A 22,470-nucleotide genomic window follows, 5' to 3' on the forward strand; every position below is an offset into this window, starting at 1 on the left:
TGTGATATGAATTTGCAAAACGAACTAAATAAAGCTGAGGGTTTTAAAAATCTTGGATTACTTGCAAAGCAGGTAGTCGAGGGGTTTATTGCTGGTATGCATAAAAGTCCGTTTCATGGATTTTCGGCAGAGTTTGCAGAGCATAAAATTTATAATCCAGGAGAAAGCACAAGGCATATTGATTGGAAGCTATTTGCCAAAACGGAAAAGCTGTACACCAAACGGTATGATGATGAAACTAATTTACGCTGCCACATTATTTTGGATAACAGTAGTTCTATGCATTATCCGGAGTTAAATAACTTTTCTATTACTGAATTAAATAAAGTTGGATTCTCTGCCTTAGCATCTGCAGCTCTAATGCATATGCTAAAAAAACAACGTGATGCTGTAGGCTTAAGTATATATAGCGATGCTTACGATTTTTATGCTTCGGAAAAAGGAAGTGAGCGCCACCATCAAATGCTTTTACATGAGTTAAGTAATGCGGTACTCTCGAAGCCGCTAATGAAGCAAACGGAAACTTATAAGTACTTACACGAAATAGCAGAAAACATCCATAGACGCTCCTTAATATTCTTGTTTACCGATATGTTTCAAACTTCGGAAGATGAGGTAAAGCTTTTTGAAGCATTACGTCATTTAAAATACAATAAACATGAGGTAGTTTTGTTTCATGTTTTCGATAAGGAAAAAGAATTGAATTTTGATTTTGATAATAGACCAAAACGTTTTATTGATGTCGAAACTGGCGAGCATATTAACCTGTATGCCGATTCCATAAAAGAAAACTATAGTAAAACGGTAAATAACTATTTTTCTAATTTGAAGTTGAAATGCGCACAATACAAAATAAAATACGTTGAAGCGGATATAAATAAAAATTTTAATAACATCCTGACAACGTACATGGTAGAGCGACAGCGGTTTGTTTGATAGAAATTTTTTCAAAAAAATAATAAAAAAAGTTTGTGTGATTTAAAAAAGCGTGTATCTTTGCACTCGCAATAACGCAACGGTCTGGTAGTTCAGCTGGTTAGAATGTCGCCCTGTCACGGCGAAGGTCGCGGGTTCGAGTCCCGTCCAGACCGCTAAAATTGCAAACAAAGAAGCTCTGAGAAATTAGGGCTTTTTTTGGCAATAAGAAGTTGTGTTGTTCCCGAATTTATTCGGGGAAGTAGTTTGCCAAATTCAATTTGGTAATCCAATGAGAAGCTTTCCTTTTTTCTGTGAAGAAGATTGGGATGCTTTTTTGTTTTAATTGTAAAATTAAAATTGGTTAGATTATAATAATAGTGTATATTCGCACTCGCAATAATGCAACGGTCTGGTAGTTCAGCTGGTTAGAATGTCGCCCTGTCACGGCGAAGGTCGCGGGTTCGAGTCCCGTCCAGACCGCTAAAATTGCAAACAAAGAAGCTCTGAGAAATTAGGGCTTTTTTTGTGCAATAAGAAGTTGTGTTGTTCCCGAATTTATTCGGGGAAGTAGTTTGCCAGATTTAATTTGGTAATCCAATGAAAGGCTTTCCTTTTTTCTTTTAAGAAAATCGGAATGCTTTTTTATTTAGGACATAACCTTCAGAATAATATTTAAAAATTAAAAGCCGTTTTACAGATGTAAAAACGGCTTTTTTTAACTAAAAAGATCTGCTATTAATCTATTTAAGTATTATTTCCAACCTCCACCTAATGCTTTGTAGATATTTACATGGGCCAATAGTTGTTCTTTTTTTGTTTCTATTATTTCTATTTGAGAATCTAGAGCCTCTCGTTGTGTTAATAGTACTTCGGTGTATTCTGCTCTAGCAGATTTAAAAAGTTTCATCGCGATATCAATAGATTCATTTAAAGCCTTTACTTGTTGGTCTCTCAAAGCATAACTTTTATTTAGATTATCTATGTTCGAAAGGGCATTAGATACTTCAATATAAGCATTCAGAATCGTTTTTTCATATTCGTAAACAGCTTGCAGTTGTTTTGCATTAGCGTTGGCATATTCAGCTTTAATAGCATTTCTATTAATTAACGGTCCAACCACATCACCAACTAAAGAATAAACTAAAGACTCTGGTGTGTTTGTTAAAAACTTAGGTTTAAAAGCTTGTAAGCCTACACCAGCAGAAATACCAACAGAAGGATAGAAATTGGCTTTAGCAACTTTTGTGTTTAGCTTTAATGCAGAAAGTTCTAATTCGGCTTTTCGGATATCTGTTCTGTTTTGTAACAACTGCGATGGAATACCCGCATTTATAATTCCGATATCTTTATTAATAAAGTTTTTAGAACTACGCTCAACATGTTGTGGATAGCGCCCAACTAAAAAGTTGATTCCATTTTCAACTTCTACAATGTTTTGCTGAATATCGAATTTGCTACTTTGGTTTTTTAAAACTTCAGCTTCAAATCGGCGTACAGCCAACTCAGTTGCTCTAGCTGCCTCTTTTTGAATTTTCACCATATTTAAAGCGTTTTGTTGTAGCTCTAAATTTTGGTTAATAATATCTAACTGATTATCTAAAGCCATAAGTTCGTAATATGAATTGGCAATTTCTGTAACAAGATTTGTTATCATAAAGTTTTTTCCTTCCACAGATGATAAATATTCTAAAACAGCGGCCTTTTTGCTGTTTCTAAGTTTCTTCCAAATATCGAGTTCCCATGAAGCGGAAAGTCCAATAGAATAATCTTGTAAAGGTTCAGGAAAAGCATCTTCTTCATGCACTTTTAAGTTTTTTTCAACAGCGCCGTTTCGAGTAAATTCGCCAACTTTTTCTACTTCCGCTCCAGCGTAAGCATTTACAAATGGTAAGTATTCACCTTTACGAGCTTTAATTTCGTTTTTAGCCATATTTATTTGCTGTAACATCATGTTAAGCTCTTGGTTATTGGCTAGTGCTGTATCTATTAAAGCTGTTAAATTGGGGTCTGTAAAATAGTTTTTCCAATTTATGCTTGCTGTATTTATAGTGTCTAACGATTGGTTTTGATAACCTTCGGGGGTAGACATGTTAGCTTCTCTTATGCTTTTTGTTGGTACACAAGAAAACGCAAAAGCCATAATAAAAACACCAACCAACATAGTTGGGAGGTGTTTTAGTCTATTTTTTATGTTATACTTCATCATTATTTTTTTTAGTGAGTTTTTTCAATAATTTAGTAATCTTGCTAATTTTAGTAGCATTTACTTCACTTTGGTTTTTGCTTTCGCTTAAATGCATTAATTCATCTGTTACAGAAGTTGAGGCTTCATCTTTAATAAGACTTCTACCGTCTGCTAATTTTGCGAAGACATAATATAAACCAGGTATAATGATTACTCCAAATACAGTACCTATAAACATACCTCCCATTGCAGATCCACCAATGGTTCTGTTTCCGATAGCGCCTGCTCCAGAAGCCATAACCAACGGTACTAAACCAGCTATAAAAGCAAAAGAGGTCATTAAAATAGGACGGAACCTAGCTCTCGACCCTTCGATAGCGGCTTCTAATATGGTAGCGCCTTGTTTGCGTTTTTGTACTGCGAATTCTACGATTAATACGGCGTTTTTACCGAGTAACCCAACTAGCATAATAACTCCAATTTGAGCATACACATCATTTGCTAAACCCATACCTTTTAGTAGAATAAACGAACCAAAAACTCCAACGGGAAGTGATAAGATTACCGCAAACGGCAGTAAGAAACTTTCGTATTGAGCGGCAAGTACGAAGTATACAAAGATTAAAACAATAGCGAAAATATAAATAGACTCGCTACCACGACTTGCTTCATCGTAAGTTAAACCTTCCCAGCCAATATCGTAACCTCTTGGTAATTGTTCTTTGGCTACTTCTTTAATCGCTTTAATGGCGTCTCCACTGGTGTAACCTGGTGCAGGCAATCCGCGAATAGCTGCAGAATTATAGAGGTTGTAACGCGTAATTTCATTTGGACCTAAAGCTTTTTCCATAGTCATAAACGCAGAATATGGTACCATTTCACCAGATTCGTTCTTCACGTAAAGTTTTTGAAGATCGGAAGGTAATCCGCGATATTCTGGAGCGGCTTGTGTATAAACTTTAAAAAAACGACCAAAACGGATAAAACCTTGCTCGTAAGTACTACCTATTAGAATGTTGAGGTTTTCCATAGCTTTACCAATAGTAACGCCTTTTTGCATCGCTTTTTTATTGTCAATTTTTAATTTGTACTGCGGATAGTTTGCAGAGAAAAAGGTAAATAAACCCGTTAACTCTGGTCGCTTGGATAGGGCTGCCATAAACTCATTGTTGATTTTCTCGAAATGATGATAATCTGTAGAGTTTGTTTTATCTAATAAACGCATAGCAAAACCTCCCGAAGATCCAAAGCCTGGCACGGCTGGTGGCTCGAAGTATTCAATTACGGCTCCTAAGTCGCGAGTTTCTTCTTCTAACTCTTCCATGATTTCGTGTACGGTGTGTTCACGATCGGACCATGGTTTTAAGTTAATTAAACATGTTCCTGCATTAGAGCCACGACCTTCCGTCATAATTTCGTAACCTGCTAAAGAGGAAACAGATTCTACACCTTCGGTTTCTTCACAAATTTTCTGAAGTTTTTTTGCAACTTCATTCGTGCGTTCTAAAGTTGCTCCTGGAGGTGTTTGAATGATGGCGTAAATCATCCCTTGATCTTCATTTGGGATAAATCCAGCCGGTAATACTTCATTTGTAAAATATATACCAGCGCAAAAAGCGATTAGCATACCAAATGTTACAATACGTCGTGCCGCAATTTTGTTTAATAAGTTAACATAACCACCTGTAAGGCGCTCAAAACCTTTATTGAACCAAGCAATAAACTTATCTATGGCCGATTTCTTTTTTGCTTTGCCGTGGTTGTTTTTTAATAGCATGGCACAAAGTACGGGTGTAAGTGTTAAGGCTACAATAGCTGAAATAACAATTGATCCTGCCATGGTAATAGAGAATTGGCGATAGAAAACCCCAACTGGCCCCGACATAAATGATGTTGGTATAAATACCGAAACCATAACTAAGGTAATCGCGATAATAGCACCTCCAATTTCACTTAGTACAGCAGATGATGCTTGGTAAGGTGAAAGATGTTCTTCTTCCATTTTAACGTGTACCGCCTCGACCACTACAATAGCATTATCGACCACAATACCAATGGCGAGTACTAAAGCGAAAAGTGTAATTAAGTTAATGGATAGCCCGAAAAGTTGCATGACGAAAAAGGCGCCAATTAATGATACGGGAACGGCGATAATAGGAATTAAGGTAGAACGCCAATCTCCTAAGAATAAGAAAACCACAATTGCTACAAGGATAAAGGCATCGCGTAGTGTGTGGATAACTTGCTCTATGGAAGCATCTAAGAAGTTAGAGACATCATAACTAATTTGAAAATCCATACCCGGTGGTAAGTCTTTTTTTAACTCGTCTAATTTTTCTTTAACAGAAGTAATAACGTCGCTACCATTACTTCCAAAAGTTTGTTTTAATACAATGGAGGCCGATGGTTGTCCGTCTAAATTTGAATAAATATCGAAAAATTCACTACCAAGATTAACATCGGCAATATCTGATAGTTTAATGATTTCACCTTCTTCATTAGCTCGAATTATGATCTCTTTGTATTGATCCGGCTCGTTATAGCGGTTTTCGTAGGTTAGTACATATTCTAAAGATTGTGCTGTTTTGCCTGAGCTTCTACCAATTCTACCCGGTCTAGCCAAAATACTTTGGTCTTCCATGGCTTCTAGAACTTCTTCGGCTGAAATATTATAGGCACGCATACGGTCGGGTTTTAACCAAACACGCATGGCATATTTTCTGCTTCCTAAAATTTTAGCACTTGCTATACCATCAATACGTTGAATTTCTGGTATTACTTTAGTGTAAGCGTAGTTGAATAAGAATTTTTCGTCGTTGTCTTTCTTCTTACTAAAAAGATTTACATACATCAACATACTTGGTTGCACAGGCGTAATAACCACGCCTTCTCGCTGTACCAATTCTGGTAACAACGGCATAACCTGATCGACTCTTGTTTTTACGCGAACTACAGCCTCGTTGGGGTCGGTTCCGGGTTCGAAAATAACACGTAAAGTACCTTCTCCTGCACTGGTAGCATCAGATGCTATGTAACGCATATCTTGCACGCCATTAATAGCGGTTTCTAGCGGTATTAATGTTGAATTTACCAATACATCGGCACTAGAACCAGGATAGGCAATGAAAATATTAACAGTGGTTGGTGCAATTTGCGGAAATTGCGAAATGGGTAATTGCTTAATAGCAAGCAACCCCGTAAATACGATAATGACCGAAATGACGATGGCCAAAACGGGTCTTTGTATAAATTTTTTAAACATGACTTTTTTTGATATTTAGTAGAAGTAATTACTCTGCATACATTTCTAAGTTTGCTAATACCTCGTTAGGTTTTACAAACGTCGTGGCAATTTTTTCTTGGTCTTTAACCATTCTAATGCCTTCTAGCAAAATTTTATCGTTTATTGATAGGCCCGTTTTTACTACAAATAAGTGCGGTAATTCAGCTTCTACCGTAATTTCTCGCTGTTTAACCACGTTGTTTTTATTGATTACAAAAACATATTTTTTATCTAAAATCTCAAAAGTTGCTTTCTGTGGAATAATGATAGCATCTTTAAAAGGAACTTTCATTAAAACACTTCCGGTTTCGCCATGACGTAAAATGCCATCTGGGTTCGGGAAGGTTGCTCTAAAAGCAATGTTACCGGTTTCGCTATTAAATTCACCTTCTATAGTTTCTACTATTCCGGTTTGGTTAAAAGGTTTGTTGTTGGCAAGTAGCAAGTCTACTTCCTTTTTTGCGTCTTTATCTTTGCTAATAATGTAGTCGAGATATTCGGCTTCGGGTACGTTAAAGTAAACCCACATTTTACTGTTGTCTGATAAGGTTGTTAATAGTTCGCCTTCGTCTAATAAACTTCCTTGTCGTGCTTCGAGATGATCCATAATACCATCGAAAGGCGCCCTAATGTCTGTAAAACCTAAATGGGTTCTAGCTAGAGAAACTTCAGCTTTAGCTTTTTCAACATTGGCTTTGGCTAAGGCTAATTCGTTTTTAGAGACCACGTTGCTATCCGCTAAAAATTGGGTGTTGCTCAATTCTATTTCTGCAGTATGTTCTTCTGCAGTCGCTTTTTGTAATTCCGCCTTGTATACATTTGGCGAAATTTGGAACATATGTTGGCCTTTCTTTACGTGTTGGCCTTCGTCTACAAAAATTTGTTTTAAATAGCCTTTTTCTAGCGCTCTTACTTCAATATGTTGATAAGCGTGAATTTGACTCACATAGTCTTTTGTAATTGAGGTATCTTTTTTTATAGGATTTGTTACTAGAAATTTAACTTCTTCGGCTTTCTTTTCGTGTTTTTTTTCACAGCTTGTATTAAATAGAAATACAAGCGCACCAATGTAAATGAAGGTTTTCTTCATGGGTATACGTCTTTAAATAAGTGGTTAGATAAAATAATTTGTTAAGACAATAGCATCATTTGTAGATGCATTATCTCAGTGTTTTAATTGAAATACTAATGTGTAAGTAATTGACAATCCATGGAGTTTTGGATTGTTTTAAAACAAAATCAAATTATAAAAACCTGAAATTTAGCGTGAAGCGGTATTGAAGATTTGCTATAGTTGTAAATATAGCGTTGGGTGTTTTCTTTTAGTTCGCAGGTTAAGCCATCAAGTAGTTGTGCATAAAAAATAGATGCTATTGGGCAACTAAAATTAAATGGTTTAAAATCTACGTTTAGTTTCTCTTCATCATCTTCTTCAAAATTTTCTTCATCTACATATTCCGAATACGTTTTGCGTTCGTTGTTTGAGCTTGAAGTATTAAATTGAAGTTGATTAAAACTGTGTGTAGTAGAAGAGTTGGTGGCTTGCGCCGAAGTATTACTAGTTTTAAGAATAGCTGTGTTCTGTATATCTGAGTTTGCGTATAAATTTGCAAATCCAGTTAACAGAATGATGTTTAATAAAAACAAATATTTCTTAAAGGCGTTTTTCATCTAGGCCGTAAAACTATATCAATTGAATAATATTACCAAAGGAAAATTTTATTAAAAGCTTCTTGATATTAATAGTTTATATAAAAATTAACATTTGGTAAGGAATATTAAGTCTTTTTAACATTCGTAGCGTTTTATTTAAGAATATCCTAAAAATAGGGCATAAAAAAAGCCACCTTAAAAAGGTGGCTTTTGAAGTTTTAAAGTAATAATAAATATTAGTGCTTTAATTTATCAGCTTCAGCTTTTACAGCGTCAGCAGCTTTGTCTAATTTTTTACCAGCAGCATCAACAGTTTTGTCAACAGCTTCTCCAGTTGCTTTAGCAGCATCATTTACCGCTTCACCAGTTGCGTTTGCAGCGTTTCCAGCAGCATCAACAGCTCCGTCAACAGCATCACCAGTCGCTTTTGCAGCACCTTCTACAGCATCACCTGTAGCTTCAACAGCACTATCAACAGCTTCTCCAGTTGCAGATGCAGCGTTATCAACAGCATCACCTGTAGCTTCAGCAGCATTCTCAATAGCATTTCCAGTTGCATCAGCAGCGTTTTCCATTGCGTCTTGAATAGAATCTCCTTTTTTCTCATCTCTACAAGATGTGAAAGATGCACTTAAAGCTACTAATAAAGCTGTACTTAATAATAATTTTTTCATTTGTTTGTGTTTTAGTGTTTTATTTTAATTCTGCAAATCTAATATCTTTTAAATCAGATTTGTTAAAATCTGTTAATATTTGCAATTTTCATACTAGATTCACGTTATATACGCAGATAATCGAGGATTTGGATGACGGCACCCTTGTTTTTTTTGATAAAAGAAGAATTATTTTGTCCAGATTGTTCGCGAAAAGTAGAATCTTCAATCAATTTATCTAGAATTGTGTTAAATTCCTGTTGTTTTTCTATTGAAAATAAGCCTTTTGCGTTTATCATGGCTTGAGCTTCTGGAAATTTTTTATGATTATTTCCAATTATAATTGGAATTCCAAACACAGCAGGTTCTAAAGTATTGTGTAAACCTGTAGTTCCCAATGCACCTCCCACATAAGCAATGTCGGCATAACTGTAAATTTTTGTAAGGATCCCAATGGTGTTTACAATAAATACCTGGGCGGCTTTAAGATTTTTGTTTTCTTTTTCTGAAAATAGAACCGAATTAACCTTTAAGTTTTGCTGTAACTGATTTATTTGTACATCTTTTATATTGTGAGGCGCAATAATAAATTTCACATAGTCTAATGGTCGAGAATTTATGTAATTGGTTAAAAGTTTTTCTCCTTCTGGCCAAGTGCTTCCTGCTACAACGCAAAGTTTATGGTCTTTAAAAATTTCAATAAAATCTAGGTTGTTATCTAATTCTAGCTGGCTAGTAACTCTATCAAAACGTGTGTCTCCAGATACTGAAACCGAATTGTATTGTATAGACTCTAGTAAGATTTTTGAGCTTTCGTTTTGTGTAAAAATGTGCTCGAATGCAAATAAGGCATTTCGTAAATTACTACCATAGAATTTAAAATACGATTGATTTTTTCGGAATGCAGCCGAAATGAGAATAGCACGCAGTTTTCTTTTTCTTACTTCATTTAAAAAGTTTGGCCAAATATCATATTTCACAAAAATGGTAAGTTCCGGGTTTACAAGGTCTAAAAAGGTCTTGGCGTTCTTTTTTGTGTCTATTGGTAAATAGATTACCACGTCGGCAATTGGTGAGTTTTTCCTGATTTCGTAACCCGATGGCGAAAAAAAGGAAAGTACAATTTTATGGTTAGGGTAGTGCGTTCTTAATTTTGTAAAAACAGGTAAACCTTGCTCATACTCTCCTAAAGAAGCGCAGTGAAACCAAAGGGTTTTGTCGGTTTTTTTGAGTGCGGTTTTTAAAGTTTTAAACGTGTTTTGTCTCCCAATAACGCCACTTTTAATTTTGGAGTTAAATGGCGAAATGGCTCTAAGAGCGCCGTCTGCTAGTTTTATGAGTATGTTATAAATAAAAGCCAATTTTTTTCTTTGGTGCTAAAATACATTCTTTAAAAGGAATTCATTGCTTAACGTTTATGAATTTTGTAATTTCGTAGCTGTTTAAATTAAAATAAACAAACTAAAGGAGTTCATTAAAATGAGTCTTTCATTCAGAAAAAAAAGACTTTAATTTATTTTAGATGAAGAAAATTCAAATGGTTGACCTTAAAGGTCAGTACAACGATATTAAAGATGTCGTTAATCCTTCTATACAAGAAGTTATTGAAACCACCGCATTTGTAAACGGACCACAAGTTCACAAATTTCAGAGTAATTTAGAACAATATTTAGGAGTAAAACACGTAATTCCATGTGCTAATGGTACCGATGCTTTACAAATAGCCATGATGGGGTTAGGTTTAAAACCAGGTGATGAGGTTATTACGGTAGATTTTACCTTTGCAGCTACCGTTGAGGTAATTGCTTTACTGCAATTAACACCTGTTTTGGTTGATGTAAACGAAGATGACTTTAATATTAATATTGAAGCTTTAAAAAATGCCATTACATCAAAAACTAAAGCTATTGTGCCTGTGCATTTATTTGGACAATGTGCCAATATGGAAGCGGTAATGGAAATAGCAGAAGCTCATAATTTATTTGTAATTGAAGATAATGCGCAAGCTATTGGAGCCAATTATACTTATAGTAATGGTGAAAAAGTAAAAGCAGGAACTATTGGTAATGTTGGTGCAACGTCTTTCTTTCCTTCTAAAAACTTAGGATGTTATGGAGATGGTGGCGCTATTTTTACAAACGATGATGCTTTAGCGCACACCATTCGTGGTATTGTAAACCATGGTATGTACGAGCGTTATCACCACGATGTTGTTGGTGTAAATTCACGTTTAGATAGTATTCAGGCCGCAGTTTTAAATGCTAAGTTGCCGCACTTGGATAACTACAATAAATCGAGACAAGCATCTGCTAGAAAATATAATAAAGCTTTTAAAGGTATCGCGAGTATTGTGACGCCTAAAGTTTCAAATAATTGTTCTGAAATTTGCGACACATGCGATTGTCATGTTTTTCATCAATATACTTTGCGAGTAAAAGGTATCGATCGCGATGCTTTGGTGAAACATTTACAAGCGAATGATATTCCTTGTGGTGTGTATTATCCAATTCCGTTGCATAAACAAAAAGCGTATTTGGATTCTCGCTACAACGAAGCCGATTTTGGTGTAACCAACCAATTGGTTAAAGACGTTATTTCTTTACCAATGCATACTGAGTTAGAAGATGATCAAATTGAATTTATAACATCAACTATAATAAAATTTATAAATGGATAAGATATTAGTAACAGGAGGTCTCGGTTTTATCGGGTCTCATACGGTTGTAGAATTACAAAGCGAAGGTTACGAAGTTGTAATTATTGACGATTTATCAAACTCTTCAGAAAAAGTATTAGATGGTATTGTTGCCATTACTGGGAAGAAACCCGTGTTTGAAAAATTAGATTTAAAAGAAAAAGATAAAGTTGAAGCCTTTTTTGCAAAGCATAGCGATGTAAAAGGTGTAATACATTTTGCAGCAAGTAAAGCGGTTGGAGAAAGTGTAAGTGAACCATTGAAGTATTATGAAAATAATATTGGAACGTTAGTTTACATTTTAAAAGAATTAAGAAAACTGCCATCTGCAGGATTTATTTTTAGTTCATCTTGTACTGTTTATGGACAAGCAGATGAATTACCTATAACAGAAAACGCACCGGTAAAGCAAGCAGAGTCTCCTTATGGGAACACGAAGCAAATTGGTGAAGAAATTATAAAAGACACATGTAAAGTATCACCTAACTTAAAAGCGATTGCCTTACGTTACTTTAATCCGGTTGGAGCTCACGAATCTGTAGAGATCGGAGAGTTGCCAATAGGAGTGCCACAAAATTTAGTGCCATTTATTACGCAAACTGGTATTGGTTTACGTGATGAGCTTTCTGTTTTTGGTGAAGATTATCCAACACCAGATGGAACGTGTATTCGCGATTATATTCACGTGGTAGATTTAGCAAAAGCACACGTAATTGCTTTAAAACGTTTACTGGAAGGTAAAAATAAATCTAGTTACGAAACATTTAACTTGGGTACAGGAACAGGGAGTTCTGTATTAGAAGTTATAAAATCTTTCGAGAAAGTTTCTGGTAAAAAACTGAATTATAAAATTGTAGGTAGAAGAGAAGGTGATATTATTTCAGCTTATGCAGATACTAATAAAGCAAATAATGAGTTAGGTTGGAAAACAGAATTATCTTTAGATGATGCTATGCGTTCTGCATGGAAATGGGAATGCAAAGTAAGAGGTAAATAGATTCTTAAAGAATTAATATATTTAAAAAGCCGTTTGAAACAAGTGTTTCAAACGGCTTTTTAATTTGGGTTCAGTTTTACTTTAATTTTTTAAACTTTGGTAAACGGTACGTCTCATTTTTTCGCTGTTAATAAAATGGTCGCCATAGCCTAAATCGTCATATGTTTTGGTTAGCGATGTGTTTGCAGAAACTTCATCTTCGGTTTTCCCGTTTTCAATTTCTTTTAAAACAGCAGCTTTAACTGTTTCTAGCATGTTTAAAAACGTTAAGTATTCAGCTTTGTTAGATAGATTTCCGTGTCCGGGAATAATTTTAGTATCATTATCAACAACCATTAATCCCGATTTTACTGCATTTATATAGCCGTTTATGCTTCCGCCAGAATTAATATCTATATATGGATAACGCGCGTTAAAAAAAGTGTCACCAGTATGTAAAACATTGCTTTCTGTAAAATATAGCATAGCATCACCATCGGTATGGGCATTTTCAACATGAAAAATAGCAACCTGTTCGTTGTTCATTTGTATGTTTAACTTGTCGTTAAATGTAATTACGGGTATTGCTGATTTTGCGCTGTTTTCTATAAGACGCTTTCTAACATTTTCGTGAGCAATAATAGTAGCTCCTAGGTCTCCGAGGTTTTCGTTTCCACCTGTATGATCGCCATGATGATGGGTGTTTGCAACAATTTTAACGGGTTGATCGCTTAGTTTTTTTATTGCAGATAAAATTTTTGGTGTTAAGGGAGCAAATTGTGTGTCGATTATAAAAACACCATCGTTCCCGACTGAAACACCAATGTTTCCGCCGCTGCCTTCGAGCATGTAGATGTGATCGGATAATTTTGTAGTTTTTATGTTAACCTTATCGAATTTCGATTGGGCATTGATAGAAACATTAAACAAAAAGAAAAAAATAATGAGGGATAATTTTAAAAATTTCATGATAAACGGTTTTACTTAATTTATAAAGGTATTAAAAATGCAATCAATATTGCTCAAATTATTAATATAGAGTATCTTTGCACTCGCAATACAAAATGCACTATTACAGACAAGTTTGAGCAGATCGAAAACAACTATAGAAAATCCTGGTTTAATTTCAGATTTTAAGGAAATTACAAAAATGCGATTAGCATTAAGTGTTGTGTTTTCTTCACTTGCTGGTTATTTGCTTGGTGTCGATACAGTCGATTTTAAAACCTTAACCTTACTTGCCTTTGGTGGTTATTTTATGGTAGGCGCTTCTAATGCCTTTAACCAGATTATAGAAAAAGATTTAGATGTTTTAATGGATAGGACTAAGAATAGGCCAATTCCTGCAGGGCGCATGTCTGTAAATACAGCATTTGCCATAGCAACTATTTTTACTGTTTTAGGTCTTGCTATTTTGTACAGCATAAACAAGCAAACAGCTATGTTTGGTGCTATTTCTATATTTCTATATACTTGTGTTTATACGCCTTTAAAAACAAAAACGCCTATTTCTGTTTTTGTTGGAGCTATTCCGGGTGCTATTCCGTTTATGTTAGGTTGGGTAGCAGCTACTAATGATTTTGGTATTGAGCCAGGAACGTTATTTGCTTTGCAGTTTTTTTGGCAGTTCCCTCATTTTTGGGCTATTGGCTGGTTTTTGTTTGAAGATTATAAACGTGGTGGCTTTTTTATGTTACCTACAGGAAAACAAGATAGAGGTACCGCTGTACAAGTTATTATGTACACGATATGGACTATTTTAATTTCAATAATTCCGGTATTTGGATTTACTGGGCGTTTGCACCTTTCTATTGTTGCAGCAATTATTGTGTTTATTCTTGGGTTAGGTATGTTGTATTATGCAATTCAATTATTTAAAAAAATGACAGAGCAATCTGCGAAACAACTTATGCTATCTAGTGTAGCTTATATTACGTTGGTGCAAATTGTTTATGTAATCGATAAATTTATAAGTTAATCATGGATTTAACTCAAGGAACAAGAGAAGAGAAGACAGGCAGAGCAAAAAAAATGATGCTTTGGTTTGGTATTATTTCGTTAATCATGTCTTTTATGGGCTGGACGAGTGCTTTTATTGTAAGTAGCTCACGTCCCGATTGGTTAAGTGATTTTAGATTACCAAATGCTTTTATTATTAGCACAGTGGTTATTGTGGTTAGTAGTATTACTTTTTTATTAGCCAAAAAATCACTTAAAAATGGCCAGCACAAGGCAACAAGCTTATGGTTGTTGGTAACCTTAGTTTTGGGTGTTGTGTTTATTTATAACCAGTTTGCTGGTTTTAGACAAATTATAGATTTGGGGTATAATTTTACCGGACCAACGAGTAATGTTACCATGTCGTACATTTATTTAATTGCTTTAGTACACATTTTACACGTTGTGGCTGGGTTAATTTGTCTGTTGGTTGTAATTTATAATCATTTTAAACAAAAGTATAGCGCAACAAATATGTTAGGCTTTGAGTTGGCAGCAACCTTCTGGCATTTTATAGATATTCTTTGGGTTTATTTATTTTTGTTTTTATACTTTGTAAGATAGGTTTTTGTTTACGGATGAATCGTGATCGCTTATTTTTAAAGGTGTTTAGCGGTGAGTTTGCATATGTAAATATACCTTGAATATTAAGTTGAAATTTGACAAGTAGGCCCGCGTTAGGGATTGAACGGCTTGTTTGAAATCCTTTTTATTTTCATTAAAAATAAAAAGATTGAGTAGTGAAAGCCCGACCCTTGGGGAACGCCCAAAGGTTTTCGAGGCAGGAATATGGGATAATATTAATTTTTATTGTTTCATATTTTATTAGATAAATAAATTGATTATTTTTGTCCAACTTTTAAATAACAACCAATTATATATGAGTACAGCAGTAGCAGAAGGCAAAACTTGGAATGGCGGGAATGAACCGTTAAAGGCAAGTTACGGTAAAATGATGATGTGGTTTTTCATCGTTTCGGATGCTTTAACATTTTCGGGGTTTTTAGCAGCTTACGGATTTTCTAGATTTAAATTTATTGATGCTTGGCCAATTGCCGATGAAGTGTTTACTCACTTTCCATTTTTACATGGCGTAAATGCACCGATGTATTATGTGGCGTTTATGACGTTTGTACTTATTATGTCGTCGGTAACGATGGTATTAGCGGTAGATGCGGGACACCATTTAAACAAAGGTAAAGTTACTATTTACATGTTTTTAACCATTATTGGTGGTATAATATTCGTTGGTTCTCAAGCTTGGGAATGGAACACGTTTATTAAAGGTGAATATGGAGCTGTGCAAACGCAAGGTGGAAACATTTTACAGTTTGGTGAGTATGTAACTGTAGATGGTGAACAAGTTTTTAAACGTGTTGCTGTAAAGGATTTTGCTGTTGTAAACACACATAAAGAAAGAAGTGCTCACGAAAGCAAAAACGGACTTTGGTTTCAAAGTGAAGGTGCTTTACCTGCTTACGATGTCGATGAGGTTGTAAAAGGTTTAGAAGCGCATGAAAATGTTTTGATTAGAACTCAAATATTAAATGAGGAAGGTGAAAAAACAGTATTAACTAGAGCTGAATCTTTAAAGTCTTTAAAAGATAACGGTAGATTATATGTTGAGGGTGCTAACTTACAAGTTAACGAATATGGTTCTCCGCTGTTTGCCGATTTCTTTTTCTTTATTACAGGTTTCCACGGTTTTCACGTATTATCTGGTATTATTATTAACATCATTGTTTTCTTTAATGTGTTAGTAGGGACTTACGAAAAACGTAGAAGTTACGAAATGGTAGAGAAAGTTGGTTTATACTGGCACTTTGTAGATTTAGTTTGGGTATTTGTATTTACATTCTTCTACCTAGTTTAACAAAAAATATATTTTTCAGTTCCTTTAATTAGGAGATATAAAAGCATTTAAAATGGCACACGAACATAAATTAGAAATATTTAAAGGTTTAGTTAAGTTTAAATCTAATACTCAAAAAATTTGGGGCGTATTAGCGCTACTTAGTTTTATAACTATTGTTGAGGTTATATTAGGTATTATTAAACCTGAAAGTTTAATGGGACCTGTTTTAGGTATGAAACTTTTAAACTGGATTTTCATTATCTTAACAATTGTAAAAGCTTATTACATTACTTGGGATTTTATGCACATGCGTGACGAAACTGCTGGTTTGCGTCGTGCTGTAGTATGGACTGCTATTTTCTTGATATTATACCTAGTATTTATTTTATTACAAGAAGGTGGTTACGTTTTTAGAGTATATGATAACGGATATATTAAAAGAGATTTTTAATAAGACACAGAGAATTTAAACAGTGCTTTTTATGCCTTTTAAATTATAGATATAAAGTAATCCCGCTGAAAGGCGGGATCTTTTTTTTTAAAGTGATCTTATTAAGATAAATTAACAAAGTAAAGACGGTTTTTAGACCGTCTTTTTTTATTTTTGCAACGTGCTAAATAAAGCCAAAAACGGAGTGAATTATGGATAGAAAAAAAGTGGGCCGCTATGCTGTATTGGGAATATTATTTTTTCTTCCTGTTGCGTTTTTATTGATTTTATATCCTTCTACGCACAACTACCAACCATTAGATATTGTACAAGAGCAGGTTTTAGATTTAGAAGCCTTTACATCGGATACCGATGAGCCTGTGGTTTTAAAAAACCATATTACTGTTTTAGGTTTTTTAGGTACAGACCCAATGAAAAATGCTATTGAGGCATCTAACCTTAAAGAATTAATTTACGATAAGTTTAAAGGCTTTAAAAAGTTTCAGTTAGTAATATTGATGCCTAAAGGAACCGAAGAAGCTGTAAAGGAACTTATAGCTGAAATAAACTCTTATGATGATATAAGATTCTGGCATTTTGTTTACGGTAACCCTGCAGATATAAAACGTGTTTATTTTAGTTTGAAAAGTAAAACGGATTTAAAACCAGATTTATCTACTGCTGATGTTTTTATTATTGATAAAGACTTAAATCAACGTGGTCGTTTAGACGATAGAACGGATAAAGAACTAGAAAAAAACAGTCCGATTTACGGACTAAACGGATATGATTGTATTGAAGTTGCTGAAGTTAAAAACAAAATGAGCGACGATTTACGTATTGTATTTACAGAGTATCGACAAAAACGTAAAGGAGAATTTAATTCGGATATTAGACGTGCAGGCGATTTAAAAGGAAGCACAAAATAATTTTTTAAAATGAAGAAAAAGAATAATTATTCATACATCGGTATTGCTTTTGTAATTTTAATCTTTGGAATTATTTTTATTCCAAAGATTGTAGATCGAATTTCTAATAATGATGTGTCTAGACAATCAGGAAGAAGTGACCAAAAAATTGCGGCTTCTAAAGTGTCCGATTTAGCCTTTATTGAAATAAATGGTGAGTCTAAAAAAGTACCTGCTTTTGCATTTACTAATCAAAACGGTGAAACTATTACCAACAAAGACTATGAAGGCAAGGTTTATGTTATTGAGTTCTTTTTTACAACCTGCCCAACCATATGCCCTAGAATGAGTCAGAATTTGGTTCAAATTCAAAATACTTTTGAAGACTTTGAAGATTTTGGTGTAGCATCATTCACTATAAATCCGAGTCATGATACGCAAGAGGTTTTAAAGGCTTACGCCGAAAAATACGGTGTTACTAACCCAAACTGGCATTTAATGACAGGAGAAAAAGAAACCATTTATGAGTTGGCCAATCAAGGTTTTAACTTGTATGCAGCCGAAGCAGAAAATGTAGCTGGTGGTTTTGAACATTCTGGAAACTTCGCGTTAATTGATAAAAATGGTTTTATTAGATCTAGAATGGATGATTATGGGAACCCAATTATATATTACAGAGGTATTGTGTCGGAATCTGAAAAAGTTGATGACGACGGCGTAAAAGAAGAAATTAGCGCTTTAAAATCAGATATTAAAAAATTACTGAATGAATAAAGATAATAATACTCTAGACGATAAAAAATACAACAAACTTATTGTTGTACTTTCTGTAGCTATTCCTGTGGTTGTGGCTATTTTATTTGGGGTTAAAATCGACGCGGAATTACCTGTATTTTTACCACCTATTTATGCTTCTGTTAATGCATTAACGGCTTTTGTTTTGGTATTGGCATTTATTGCAATTCAGAATAAAAAAGTTAAACTGCATGAAAAATTAATGAAGTTTGCTATCGGACTTTCGGTTTTGTTCTTAGTGATGTATGTGGCTTACCACATGACGAGCGATTCTACTAAATACGGTGGTGAAGGCTTTATTCGCGTGCTTTACTATTTTATATTAATTACGCATATTTTAATGTCTATTGTGGTTATTCCGTTTGTTTTAATAACTTATGTACGTGCTATTACAAACAATATAGAAAAGCACCGTAAAATCGCGAAAATTACTTTTCCGCTTTGGTTATATGTGGCAGTATCAGGTGTAGTTGTTTTTATAATGATATCGCCTTATTATTAAATCGTTTCGCTTACTAAGCTTATGTTGTAATCGGTTGGTTAGGCTAGCCCATTAATAAATAATATGAAAACTAAAATAATATTTTTTCTCTTTACACTGTTTTTCTTTCTAGAAACCAATGCGCAATGCGCTATGTGTAGAGCGGTTTTAGAAAGTGAAGAAAGTGGAGCAGCAGCTAAAGGTATAAACGATGGTATTGTTTATCTAATGGCTGTACCGTATGTATTAGTAGCAGGAATTGCTTTTGCTATTTATAAAAAGTATAGTAAAAAAGAAGTGTAATTGTTTGATTTTGAGATTTCTATTTTATTTTTGATGCTGTTAAAAAAATAATAATTATTTTTTTTATCGAATATTGTAACATTTCTTTGTTTGAGTAGTCTTACTATAAAGTCGTTCTTTTTAACGAAAAGTGAAACGATTTTATCAATCAATCAAAACATATGTTAGAAATCCGTCAATTGCACAAATCCTATCCCATAGGAGATTCAAGTTTACATGTTTTAAAAGGTATCGATTTATCGGTAGAAAAAGGAGAAATGGTCGCTATTATGGGCTCTTCTGGATCTGGGAAATCTACATTACTGAATATTATTGGTATGTTGGATGAGGCTGATGAAGGCGAATACATTTTAGACGAATTACCTATTAAAAATCTTACCGAAAAAAAAGCAGCTGTTTACAGAAACAAATTCTTAGGCTTTATTTTTCAATCTTTCAACTTAATAAATTACAAATCGGCACTCGAAAATGTGGCGCTTCCGTTGTACTATCAAGGTATGAAGCGTAAAGAACGTTTAGAGCTGGCTATGTTTCACTTGGAAAAAGTTGGTTTGGCCGATTGGGCAAAACACTTGCCTAAAGAACTTTCTGGAGGGCAAAAACAACGTGTTGCTATTGCGAGAGCTTTAGCGGCAGATCCTAAATTATTATTAGCCGATGAGCCAACAGGAGCATTGGATACTAAAACATCTCACGAAATAATGGATTTTATCCAACATCTTAATGATGAAGGAAAAACTATTTTAATGGTAACCCACGAAGAAGATATCGCAGCCATGTGTAAACGTAATGTTAGACTTCGTGATGGTGTTATTATTGAAGATGTAAAAGTGGAACAAGTTAGAGCCAAGTTATATGTTTGATTTAGATCTCTGGCGAGAAATATTCCAAAGTATTAATATGAATAGAACTCGGAGTTTGCTCTCTGGGTTTACTGTGGCTTTCGCTATTTTGCTATTTGCCATTTTATTTGGTATAGCAAATGGTTTACAAAACACCTTTCAGGAGGCTTTTGGAACCGATGCCAACAATTCTATTATTGTCTACCCAGGAAGAACAACCAAAGCACACAAAGGTTTGCAGGTTGGTAGAAGAATTCAGTTTAAAAATGAAGATCGCGAATTCTTAAAAGAAAAATACGGCGATAAAGTTCAGTTTATAACATCTAAAGTTAATAAAAGTGTTAATGCTTCTTTTAAAGGCGAAAAGAATACATATCAACTTCATGGTATTTCTCCAGAATACATGTTTATTGAAAATAATGTAGTTAAAGAAGGCCGATACATTAATCAAAACGATTTAAAGCATAAAACTAAAGTTGTTGTTATTGGTAAAAAGGTTGAAGATGAATTGTTTTTTAAAGAAACCGCTATTGGAAAATATATTAACCTTAGCGGAATTCAATACAAAGTAGTTGGTGTTTTTACTGATGATGAAGGCGATAGTGAAGAAAGTATCATTTACATGCCGATAACCACCATACAGCGTGTTTATGGTAATAACGATTTGGTAGATTTATTGCATTTAACGTATAACCCAGAAATGAATTCTACCGAGGCCCTTGCTTTTGGAGTTTCTATTGAAAAAAGTTTAAAAGAAAAGTTTGATGTTGCCAGAAGTGATCAACGCGCAATCCGAATTAGGAACATGGCGCAAGGCACACAACAAGTAGATATGATGACAACTAGTTTATCAATTATAATACTTGTTATTGGTTTCGGAACTTTAATTGCGGGTATTGTTGGTATTAGTAATATCATGATTTTTATTGTTAAAGAACGTACTAAAGAAATTGGTATTCGTAAAGCACTAGGTGCATCACCAAGATCTATTGTTTCCATTATTCTATTAGAATCTATAATTATCACAGCCATTGCTGGATATGTTGGTTTATTGGTTGGTGTAGGTGTTTTAGAACTCGCCACACCGGTTTTAAAAGACTATTTTATAAAAGACCCAGGAGTAAGTAACAGCTTAGTAGCAGGAGCAACCATAACATTAATAGTTGCGGGAGCCATTGCAGGGTATTTACCAGCAAAAAGAGCATCACAAATTAAGCCTATTGTAGCTTTAAGAAACGATTAACTATGTTTAAATTTTTACTAGAGAAAGATACCTGGCAAGAAGTTTTCGATAGCTTAAGCAAAAACAAACTACGGTCTATTTTAACCATGGTTGGTGTTTGGTGGGGTATTTTATTACTTATTGGTTTACTAGGTTCGGCACGTGGTTTAGAGAATTCTTTTAACGTGTTGTTTGGAGATTTTGCAACAAACAGTGTTTTTGTTTGGGGGCAAAGTACAGGAAAACCTTTTAAAGGTTTTCAAGAAGGTCGAGAGGTGAAGTTATCTTTATCCGATGCTAAAAAAATCGAAGAAAATGTTGAAGGTATCGAGTTTGTACTTCCTAGGAATCAAAGAAGCGCAACGGTTACAAAAAACTTTTTATCTGGTAGTTTTCAAATGGCAGGCGATTATCCGCTTTTAGATAAACTTCAGAAGAAAAAATTAATACACGGCCGTTTTATCAATCAGAATGATATTGATGACAATAAAAAAATTGTAGTCATTTCAGAAGATGCATATAAACAGCTTTATGAAAAAGATGCTGAAGCAATTGGGACGTATTTAATTATTAATGATATCAATTTTAAAGTTGTTGGAATGTTCGATTCTGGTAACGTTAATATGGGGCCATCTACAGATATGCATATTCCGTTTACTACCTATCAGCAAATTTACAATCAAGGCGATCGTATAGGTTGGATGATGATTACCGGAAAACCAGAATATGATATTAAGCAAATAGAAGAAGATTCTAAACTATTACTTAAAAACTTAAACAATATTCACCCAGAAGATAAACGTGCATTTGGAAGTTTTAATTTAGGGAAAGAGTTTTCTAAAATGACAGGCTTTTTAACTGGGATGCAATTTTTAACATGGTTTGTGGGTATTGCCACATTAATAGCAGGTGTTTTTGCTATTGGTAATATTTTATTAATAACCGTAAAAGAGCGTACTAAAGAAATTGGAGTACGTCGCGCATTAGGTGCAACACCATTCGAAATTAAAAGACAAATAGTTGTTGAGGCTGTGTTTTTAACACTGGTAGCAGGCTTATTTGGTATTATTTCGGGAGGCTTAATTTTAATACTACTCGATAATCTTTTTGGGCAAGGAGCAGATGCTGCCTTGGTAAACGCATCTGTATCTATAGGTGTGGTATTTACAGCCTTATTGATATTAGTAGTTTTAGGGACTTTAATAGGCCTAATTCCAGCAACAAAAGCAACAAGTATTAAACCAATAGAAGCTTTAAGAGAAGAATAAACAAT

Annotated in this window: 21 protein-coding genes and 2 tRNA genes; 16 read left to right on the plus strand and 7 right to left on the minus strand. The window is 34.3% G+C overall.

Going from position 1 to position 22,470, the window contains the following annotated elements; translation table 11 throughout:
* Positions 1 to 6 precede the first annotated feature (6 nt).
* The 3 genes from V6246_RS15050 (at position 7) to V6246_RS15060 (ending at position 1,398) form a co-directional block, all read left to right on the plus strand.
* Positions 7 to 936 carry a DUF58 domain-containing protein gene (locus tag V6246_RS15050; RefSeq protein ID WP_133968982.1) on the plus strand — a complete coding sequence of 310 codons (930 nt, stop codon included), beginning with the start codon at positions 7 to 9 and terminating at the stop codon, positions 934 to 936.
* 81 nt (positions 937 to 1,017) lie between these two features.
* A tRNA-Asp gene (locus V6246_RS15055) sits at positions 1,018 to 1,091 on the plus strand.
* Between the two features lie 233 nt (positions 1,092 to 1,324).
* Positions 1,325 to 1,398: transfer RNA gene (locus tag V6246_RS15060), tRNA-Asp, on the plus strand.
* Positions 1,399 to 1,669: 271 nt separating this feature from the next.
* Here V6246_RS15060 and V6246_RS15065 read toward each other — a convergent pair.
* The 6 genes from V6246_RS15065 to V6246_RS15090 form a co-directional block, all read right to left on the minus strand.
* Positions 1,670 to 3,121: a TolC family protein gene (locus V6246_RS15065; protein ID WP_341561274.1), complete on the minus strand. Its 1,452-nt coding sequence runs from the start codon at positions 3,119 to 3,121 to the stop codon at positions 1,670 to 1,672.
* On the minus strand, positions 3,111 to 6,365 hold the full coding sequence (locus V6246_RS15070; RefSeq protein ID WP_341561275.1) for an efflux RND transporter permease subunit: 3,255 nt from the start codon (positions 6,363 to 6,365) through the stop codon (positions 3,111 to 3,113). Before V6246_RS15070 ends, V6246_RS15065 begins: the two co-directional genes overlap by 11 nt.
* Before the next feature lie 28 nt (positions 6,366 to 6,393).
* Positions 6,394 to 7,476, minus strand: a complete 1,083-nt coding sequence (locus tag V6246_RS15075; RefSeq protein ID WP_341561277.1) for an efflux RND transporter periplasmic adaptor subunit — start codon at positions 7,474 to 7,476, stop codon at positions 6,394 to 6,396.
* 149 nt (positions 7,477 to 7,625) lie between these two features.
* The gene (locus tag V6246_RS15080) at positions 7,626 to 8,057 is read right to left on the minus strand and encodes a hypothetical protein (RefSeq protein WP_341561278.1); all 432 of its coding nucleotides are present in this window, start codon (positions 8,055 to 8,057) and stop codon (positions 7,626 to 7,628) included.
* A 218-nt stretch (positions 8,058 to 8,275) separates the two neighbouring features.
* The gene (locus tag V6246_RS15085; RefSeq protein ID WP_341561279.1) at positions 8,276 to 8,713 is read right to left on the minus strand and encodes a hypothetical protein; all 438 of its coding nucleotides are present in this window, start codon (positions 8,711 to 8,713) and stop codon (positions 8,276 to 8,278) included.
* 104 nt (positions 8,714 to 8,817) lie between these two features.
* Positions 8,818 to 10,053, minus strand: a complete 1,236-nt coding sequence (locus V6246_RS15090) for a 3-deoxy-D-manno-octulosonic acid transferase (RefSeq protein ID WP_341561281.1) — start codon at positions 10,051 to 10,053, stop codon at positions 8,818 to 8,820.
* Between the two features lie 161 nt (positions 10,054 to 10,214).
* On the opposite strand from V6246_RS15090, the gene V6246_RS15095 reads away from it, so the two are divergent.
* A complete protein-coding gene (locus V6246_RS15095) occupies positions 10,215 to 11,369 on the plus strand; it encodes a DegT/DnrJ/EryC1/StrS family aminotransferase (protein WP_341561283.1) in 1,155 nt (384 codons plus the stop codon).
* Positions 11,362 to 12,384 (plus strand): UDP-glucose 4-epimerase GalE, encoded by a 1,023-nt coding sequence (galE, locus tag V6246_RS15100; RefSeq protein ID WP_341561285.1) that lies wholly within the window; start codon positions 11,362 to 11,364, stop codon positions 12,382 to 12,384. Before V6246_RS15095 ends, galE begins: the two co-directional genes overlap by 8 nt.
* An 81-nt stretch (positions 12,385 to 12,465) precedes the next feature.
* Here the strand turns inward: galE and V6246_RS15105 are convergent, their stop codons facing one another.
* Positions 12,466 to 13,332, minus strand: a complete 867-nt coding sequence (locus V6246_RS15105; RefSeq protein ID WP_341561286.1) for an MBL fold metallo-hydrolase — start codon at positions 13,330 to 13,332, stop codon at positions 12,466 to 12,468.
* 115 nt (positions 13,333 to 13,447) lie between these two features.
* Here V6246_RS15105 and cyoE point away from each other — a divergent pair, with 115 nt between their 5' ends.
* The 11 genes from cyoE to V6246_RS15160 all read left to right on the plus strand — a co-directional run bounded on the left by cyoE (position 13,448) and on the right by V6246_RS15160 (position 22,465).
* Positions 13,448 to 14,341, plus strand: coding sequence for a heme o synthase (gene cyoE, locus V6246_RS15110; RefSeq protein WP_341561288.1), 894 nt, complete (start codon positions 13,448 to 13,450; stop codon positions 14,339 to 14,341).
* Positions 14,342 to 14,343: 2 nt separating this feature from the next.
* On the plus strand, positions 14,344 to 14,925 hold the full coding sequence (locus V6246_RS15115; protein WP_159019165.1) for a cytochrome c oxidase subunit 3: 582 nt from the start codon (positions 14,344 to 14,346) through the stop codon (positions 14,923 to 14,925).
* 316 nt (positions 14,926 to 15,241) lie between these two features.
* On the plus strand, positions 15,242 to 16,234 hold the full coding sequence (locus V6246_RS15120) for a cytochrome c oxidase subunit 3 (RefSeq protein WP_159019166.1): 993 nt from the start codon (positions 15,242 to 15,244) through the stop codon (positions 16,232 to 16,234).
* Between the two features lie 52 nt (positions 16,235 to 16,286).
* The gene (locus tag V6246_RS15125) at positions 16,287 to 16,667 is read left to right on the plus strand and encodes a cytochrome C oxidase subunit IV family protein (RefSeq protein ID WP_159019167.1); all 381 of its coding nucleotides are present in this window, start codon (positions 16,287 to 16,289) and stop codon (positions 16,665 to 16,667) included.
* Positions 16,668 to 16,858: 191 nt separating this feature from the next.
* A complete protein-coding gene (locus V6246_RS15130; RefSeq protein WP_341561292.1) occupies positions 16,859 to 17,575 on the plus strand; it encodes a hypothetical protein in 717 nt (238 codons plus the stop codon).
* 9 nt (positions 17,576 to 17,584) lie between these two features.
* Entirely contained in the window at positions 17,585 to 18,328 is a 744-nt protein-coding gene (locus V6246_RS15135; RefSeq protein WP_341561294.1) for an SCO family protein, read from the plus strand.
* Positions 18,321 to 18,851 carry a DUF420 domain-containing protein gene (locus V6246_RS15140; RefSeq protein WP_304405970.1) on the plus strand — a complete coding sequence of 177 codons (531 nt, stop codon included), beginning with the start codon at positions 18,321 to 18,323 and terminating at the stop codon, positions 18,849 to 18,851. Before V6246_RS15135 ends, V6246_RS15140 begins: the two co-directional genes overlap by 8 nt.
* Before the next feature lie 63 nt (positions 18,852 to 18,914).
* On the plus strand, positions 18,915 to 19,133 hold the full coding sequence (locus V6246_RS15145) for a hypothetical protein (protein WP_042496959.1): 219 nt from the start codon (positions 18,915 to 18,917) through the stop codon (positions 19,131 to 19,133).
* Positions 19,134 to 19,294: 161 nt separating this feature from the next.
* Positions 19,295 to 19,996: an ABC transporter ATP-binding protein gene (locus V6246_RS15150; RefSeq protein ID WP_042496961.1), complete on the plus strand. Its 702-nt coding sequence runs from the start codon at positions 19,295 to 19,297 to the stop codon at positions 19,994 to 19,996.
* Positions 19,997 to 20,033: 37 nt separating this feature from the next.
* Positions 20,034 to 21,218: an ABC transporter permease gene (locus tag V6246_RS15155; RefSeq protein ID WP_341561297.1), complete on the plus strand. Its 1,185-nt coding sequence runs from the start codon at positions 20,034 to 20,036 to the stop codon at positions 21,216 to 21,218.
* A gap of 2 nt (positions 21,219 to 21,220) precedes the next feature.
* Entirely contained in the window at positions 21,221 to 22,465 is a 1,245-nt protein-coding gene (locus V6246_RS15160; protein ID WP_159019172.1) for an ABC transporter permease, read from the plus strand.
* The last annotated feature ends 5 nt before the right edge of the window (positions 22,466 to 22,470 follow it).

The sequence above is a fragment of the Algibacter sp. TI.3.09 genome, assembly GCF_038154905.1.
In the GTDB taxonomy this organism is placed as follows: domain Bacteria; phylum Bacteroidota; class Bacteroidia; order Flavobacteriales; family Flavobacteriaceae; genus Algibacter.

Excerpts from the sequence above, each read along its gene's own strand:
- V6246_RS15155 (WP_341561297.1), top strand. The coding sequence starts at position 20,034 with ATGAATAGAACTCGGAGTTTGCTCTCTGGGTTTACTGTGGCTTTCGCT.
- V6246_RS15065 (WP_341561274.1), bottom strand. The coding sequence starts at position 3,121 with ATGAAGTATAACATAAAAAATAGACTAAAACACCTCCCAACTATGTTG.
- V6246_RS15080 (WP_341561278.1), bottom strand. The coding sequence starts at position 8,057 with ATGAAAAACGCCTTTAAGAAATATTTGTTTTTATTAAACATCATTCTG.
- V6246_RS15075 (WP_341561277.1), bottom strand. The coding sequence starts at position 7,476 with ATGAAGAAAACCTTCATTTACATTGGTGCGCTTGTATTTCTATTTAAT.
- V6246_RS15095 (WP_341561283.1), top strand. The coding sequence starts at position 10,215 with ATGAAGAAAATTCAAATGGTTGACCTTAAAGGTCAGTACAACGATATT.
- V6246_RS15105 (WP_341561286.1), bottom strand. The coding sequence starts at position 13,332 with ATGAAATTTTTAAAATTATCCCTCATTATTTTTTTCTTTTTGTTTAAT.
- V6246_RS15150 (WP_042496961.1), top strand. The coding sequence starts at position 19,295 with ATGTTAGAAATCCGTCAATTGCACAAATCCTATCCCATAGGAGATTCA.
- V6246_RS15140 (WP_304405970.1), top strand. The coding sequence starts at position 18,321 with ATGAATAAAGATAATAATACTCTAGACGATAAAAAATACAACAAACTT.
- V6246_RS15125 (WP_159019167.1), top strand. The coding sequence starts at position 16,287 with ATGGCACACGAACATAAATTAGAAATATTTAAAGGTTTAGTTAAGTTT.
- V6246_RS15130 (WP_341561292.1), top strand. The coding sequence starts at position 16,859 with ATGGATAGAAAAAAAGTGGGCCGCTATGCTGTATTGGGAATATTATTT.
- galE (WP_341561285.1), top strand. The coding sequence starts at position 11,362 with ATGGATAAGATATTAGTAACAGGAGGTCTCGGTTTTATCGGGTCTCAT.
- V6246_RS15070 (WP_341561275.1), bottom strand. The coding sequence starts at position 6,365 with ATGTTTAAAAAATTTATACAAAGACCCGTTTTGGCCATCGTCATTTCG.
- V6246_RS15085 (WP_341561279.1), bottom strand. The coding sequence starts at position 8,713 with ATGAAAAAATTATTATTAAGTACAGCTTTATTAGTAGCTTTAAGTGCA.
- V6246_RS15135 (WP_341561294.1), top strand. The coding sequence starts at position 17,585 with ATGAAGAAAAAGAATAATTATTCATACATCGGTATTGCTTTTGTAATT.
- V6246_RS15115 (WP_159019165.1), top strand. The coding sequence starts at position 14,344 with ATGGATTTAACTCAAGGAACAAGAGAAGAGAAGACAGGCAGAGCAAAA.
- V6246_RS15145 (WP_042496959.1), top strand. The coding sequence starts at position 18,915 with ATGAAAACTAAAATAATATTTTTTCTCTTTACACTGTTTTTCTTTCTA.
- V6246_RS15050 (WP_133968982.1), top strand. The coding sequence starts at position 7 with ATGAATTTGCAAAACGAACTAAATAAAGCTGAGGGTTTTAAAAATCTT.
- V6246_RS15120 (WP_159019166.1), top strand. The coding sequence starts at position 15,242 with ATGAGTACAGCAGTAGCAGAAGGCAAAACTTGGAATGGCGGGAATGAA.
- V6246_RS15160 (WP_159019172.1), top strand. The coding sequence starts at position 21,221 with ATGTTTAAATTTTTACTAGAGAAAGATACCTGGCAAGAAGTTTTCGAT.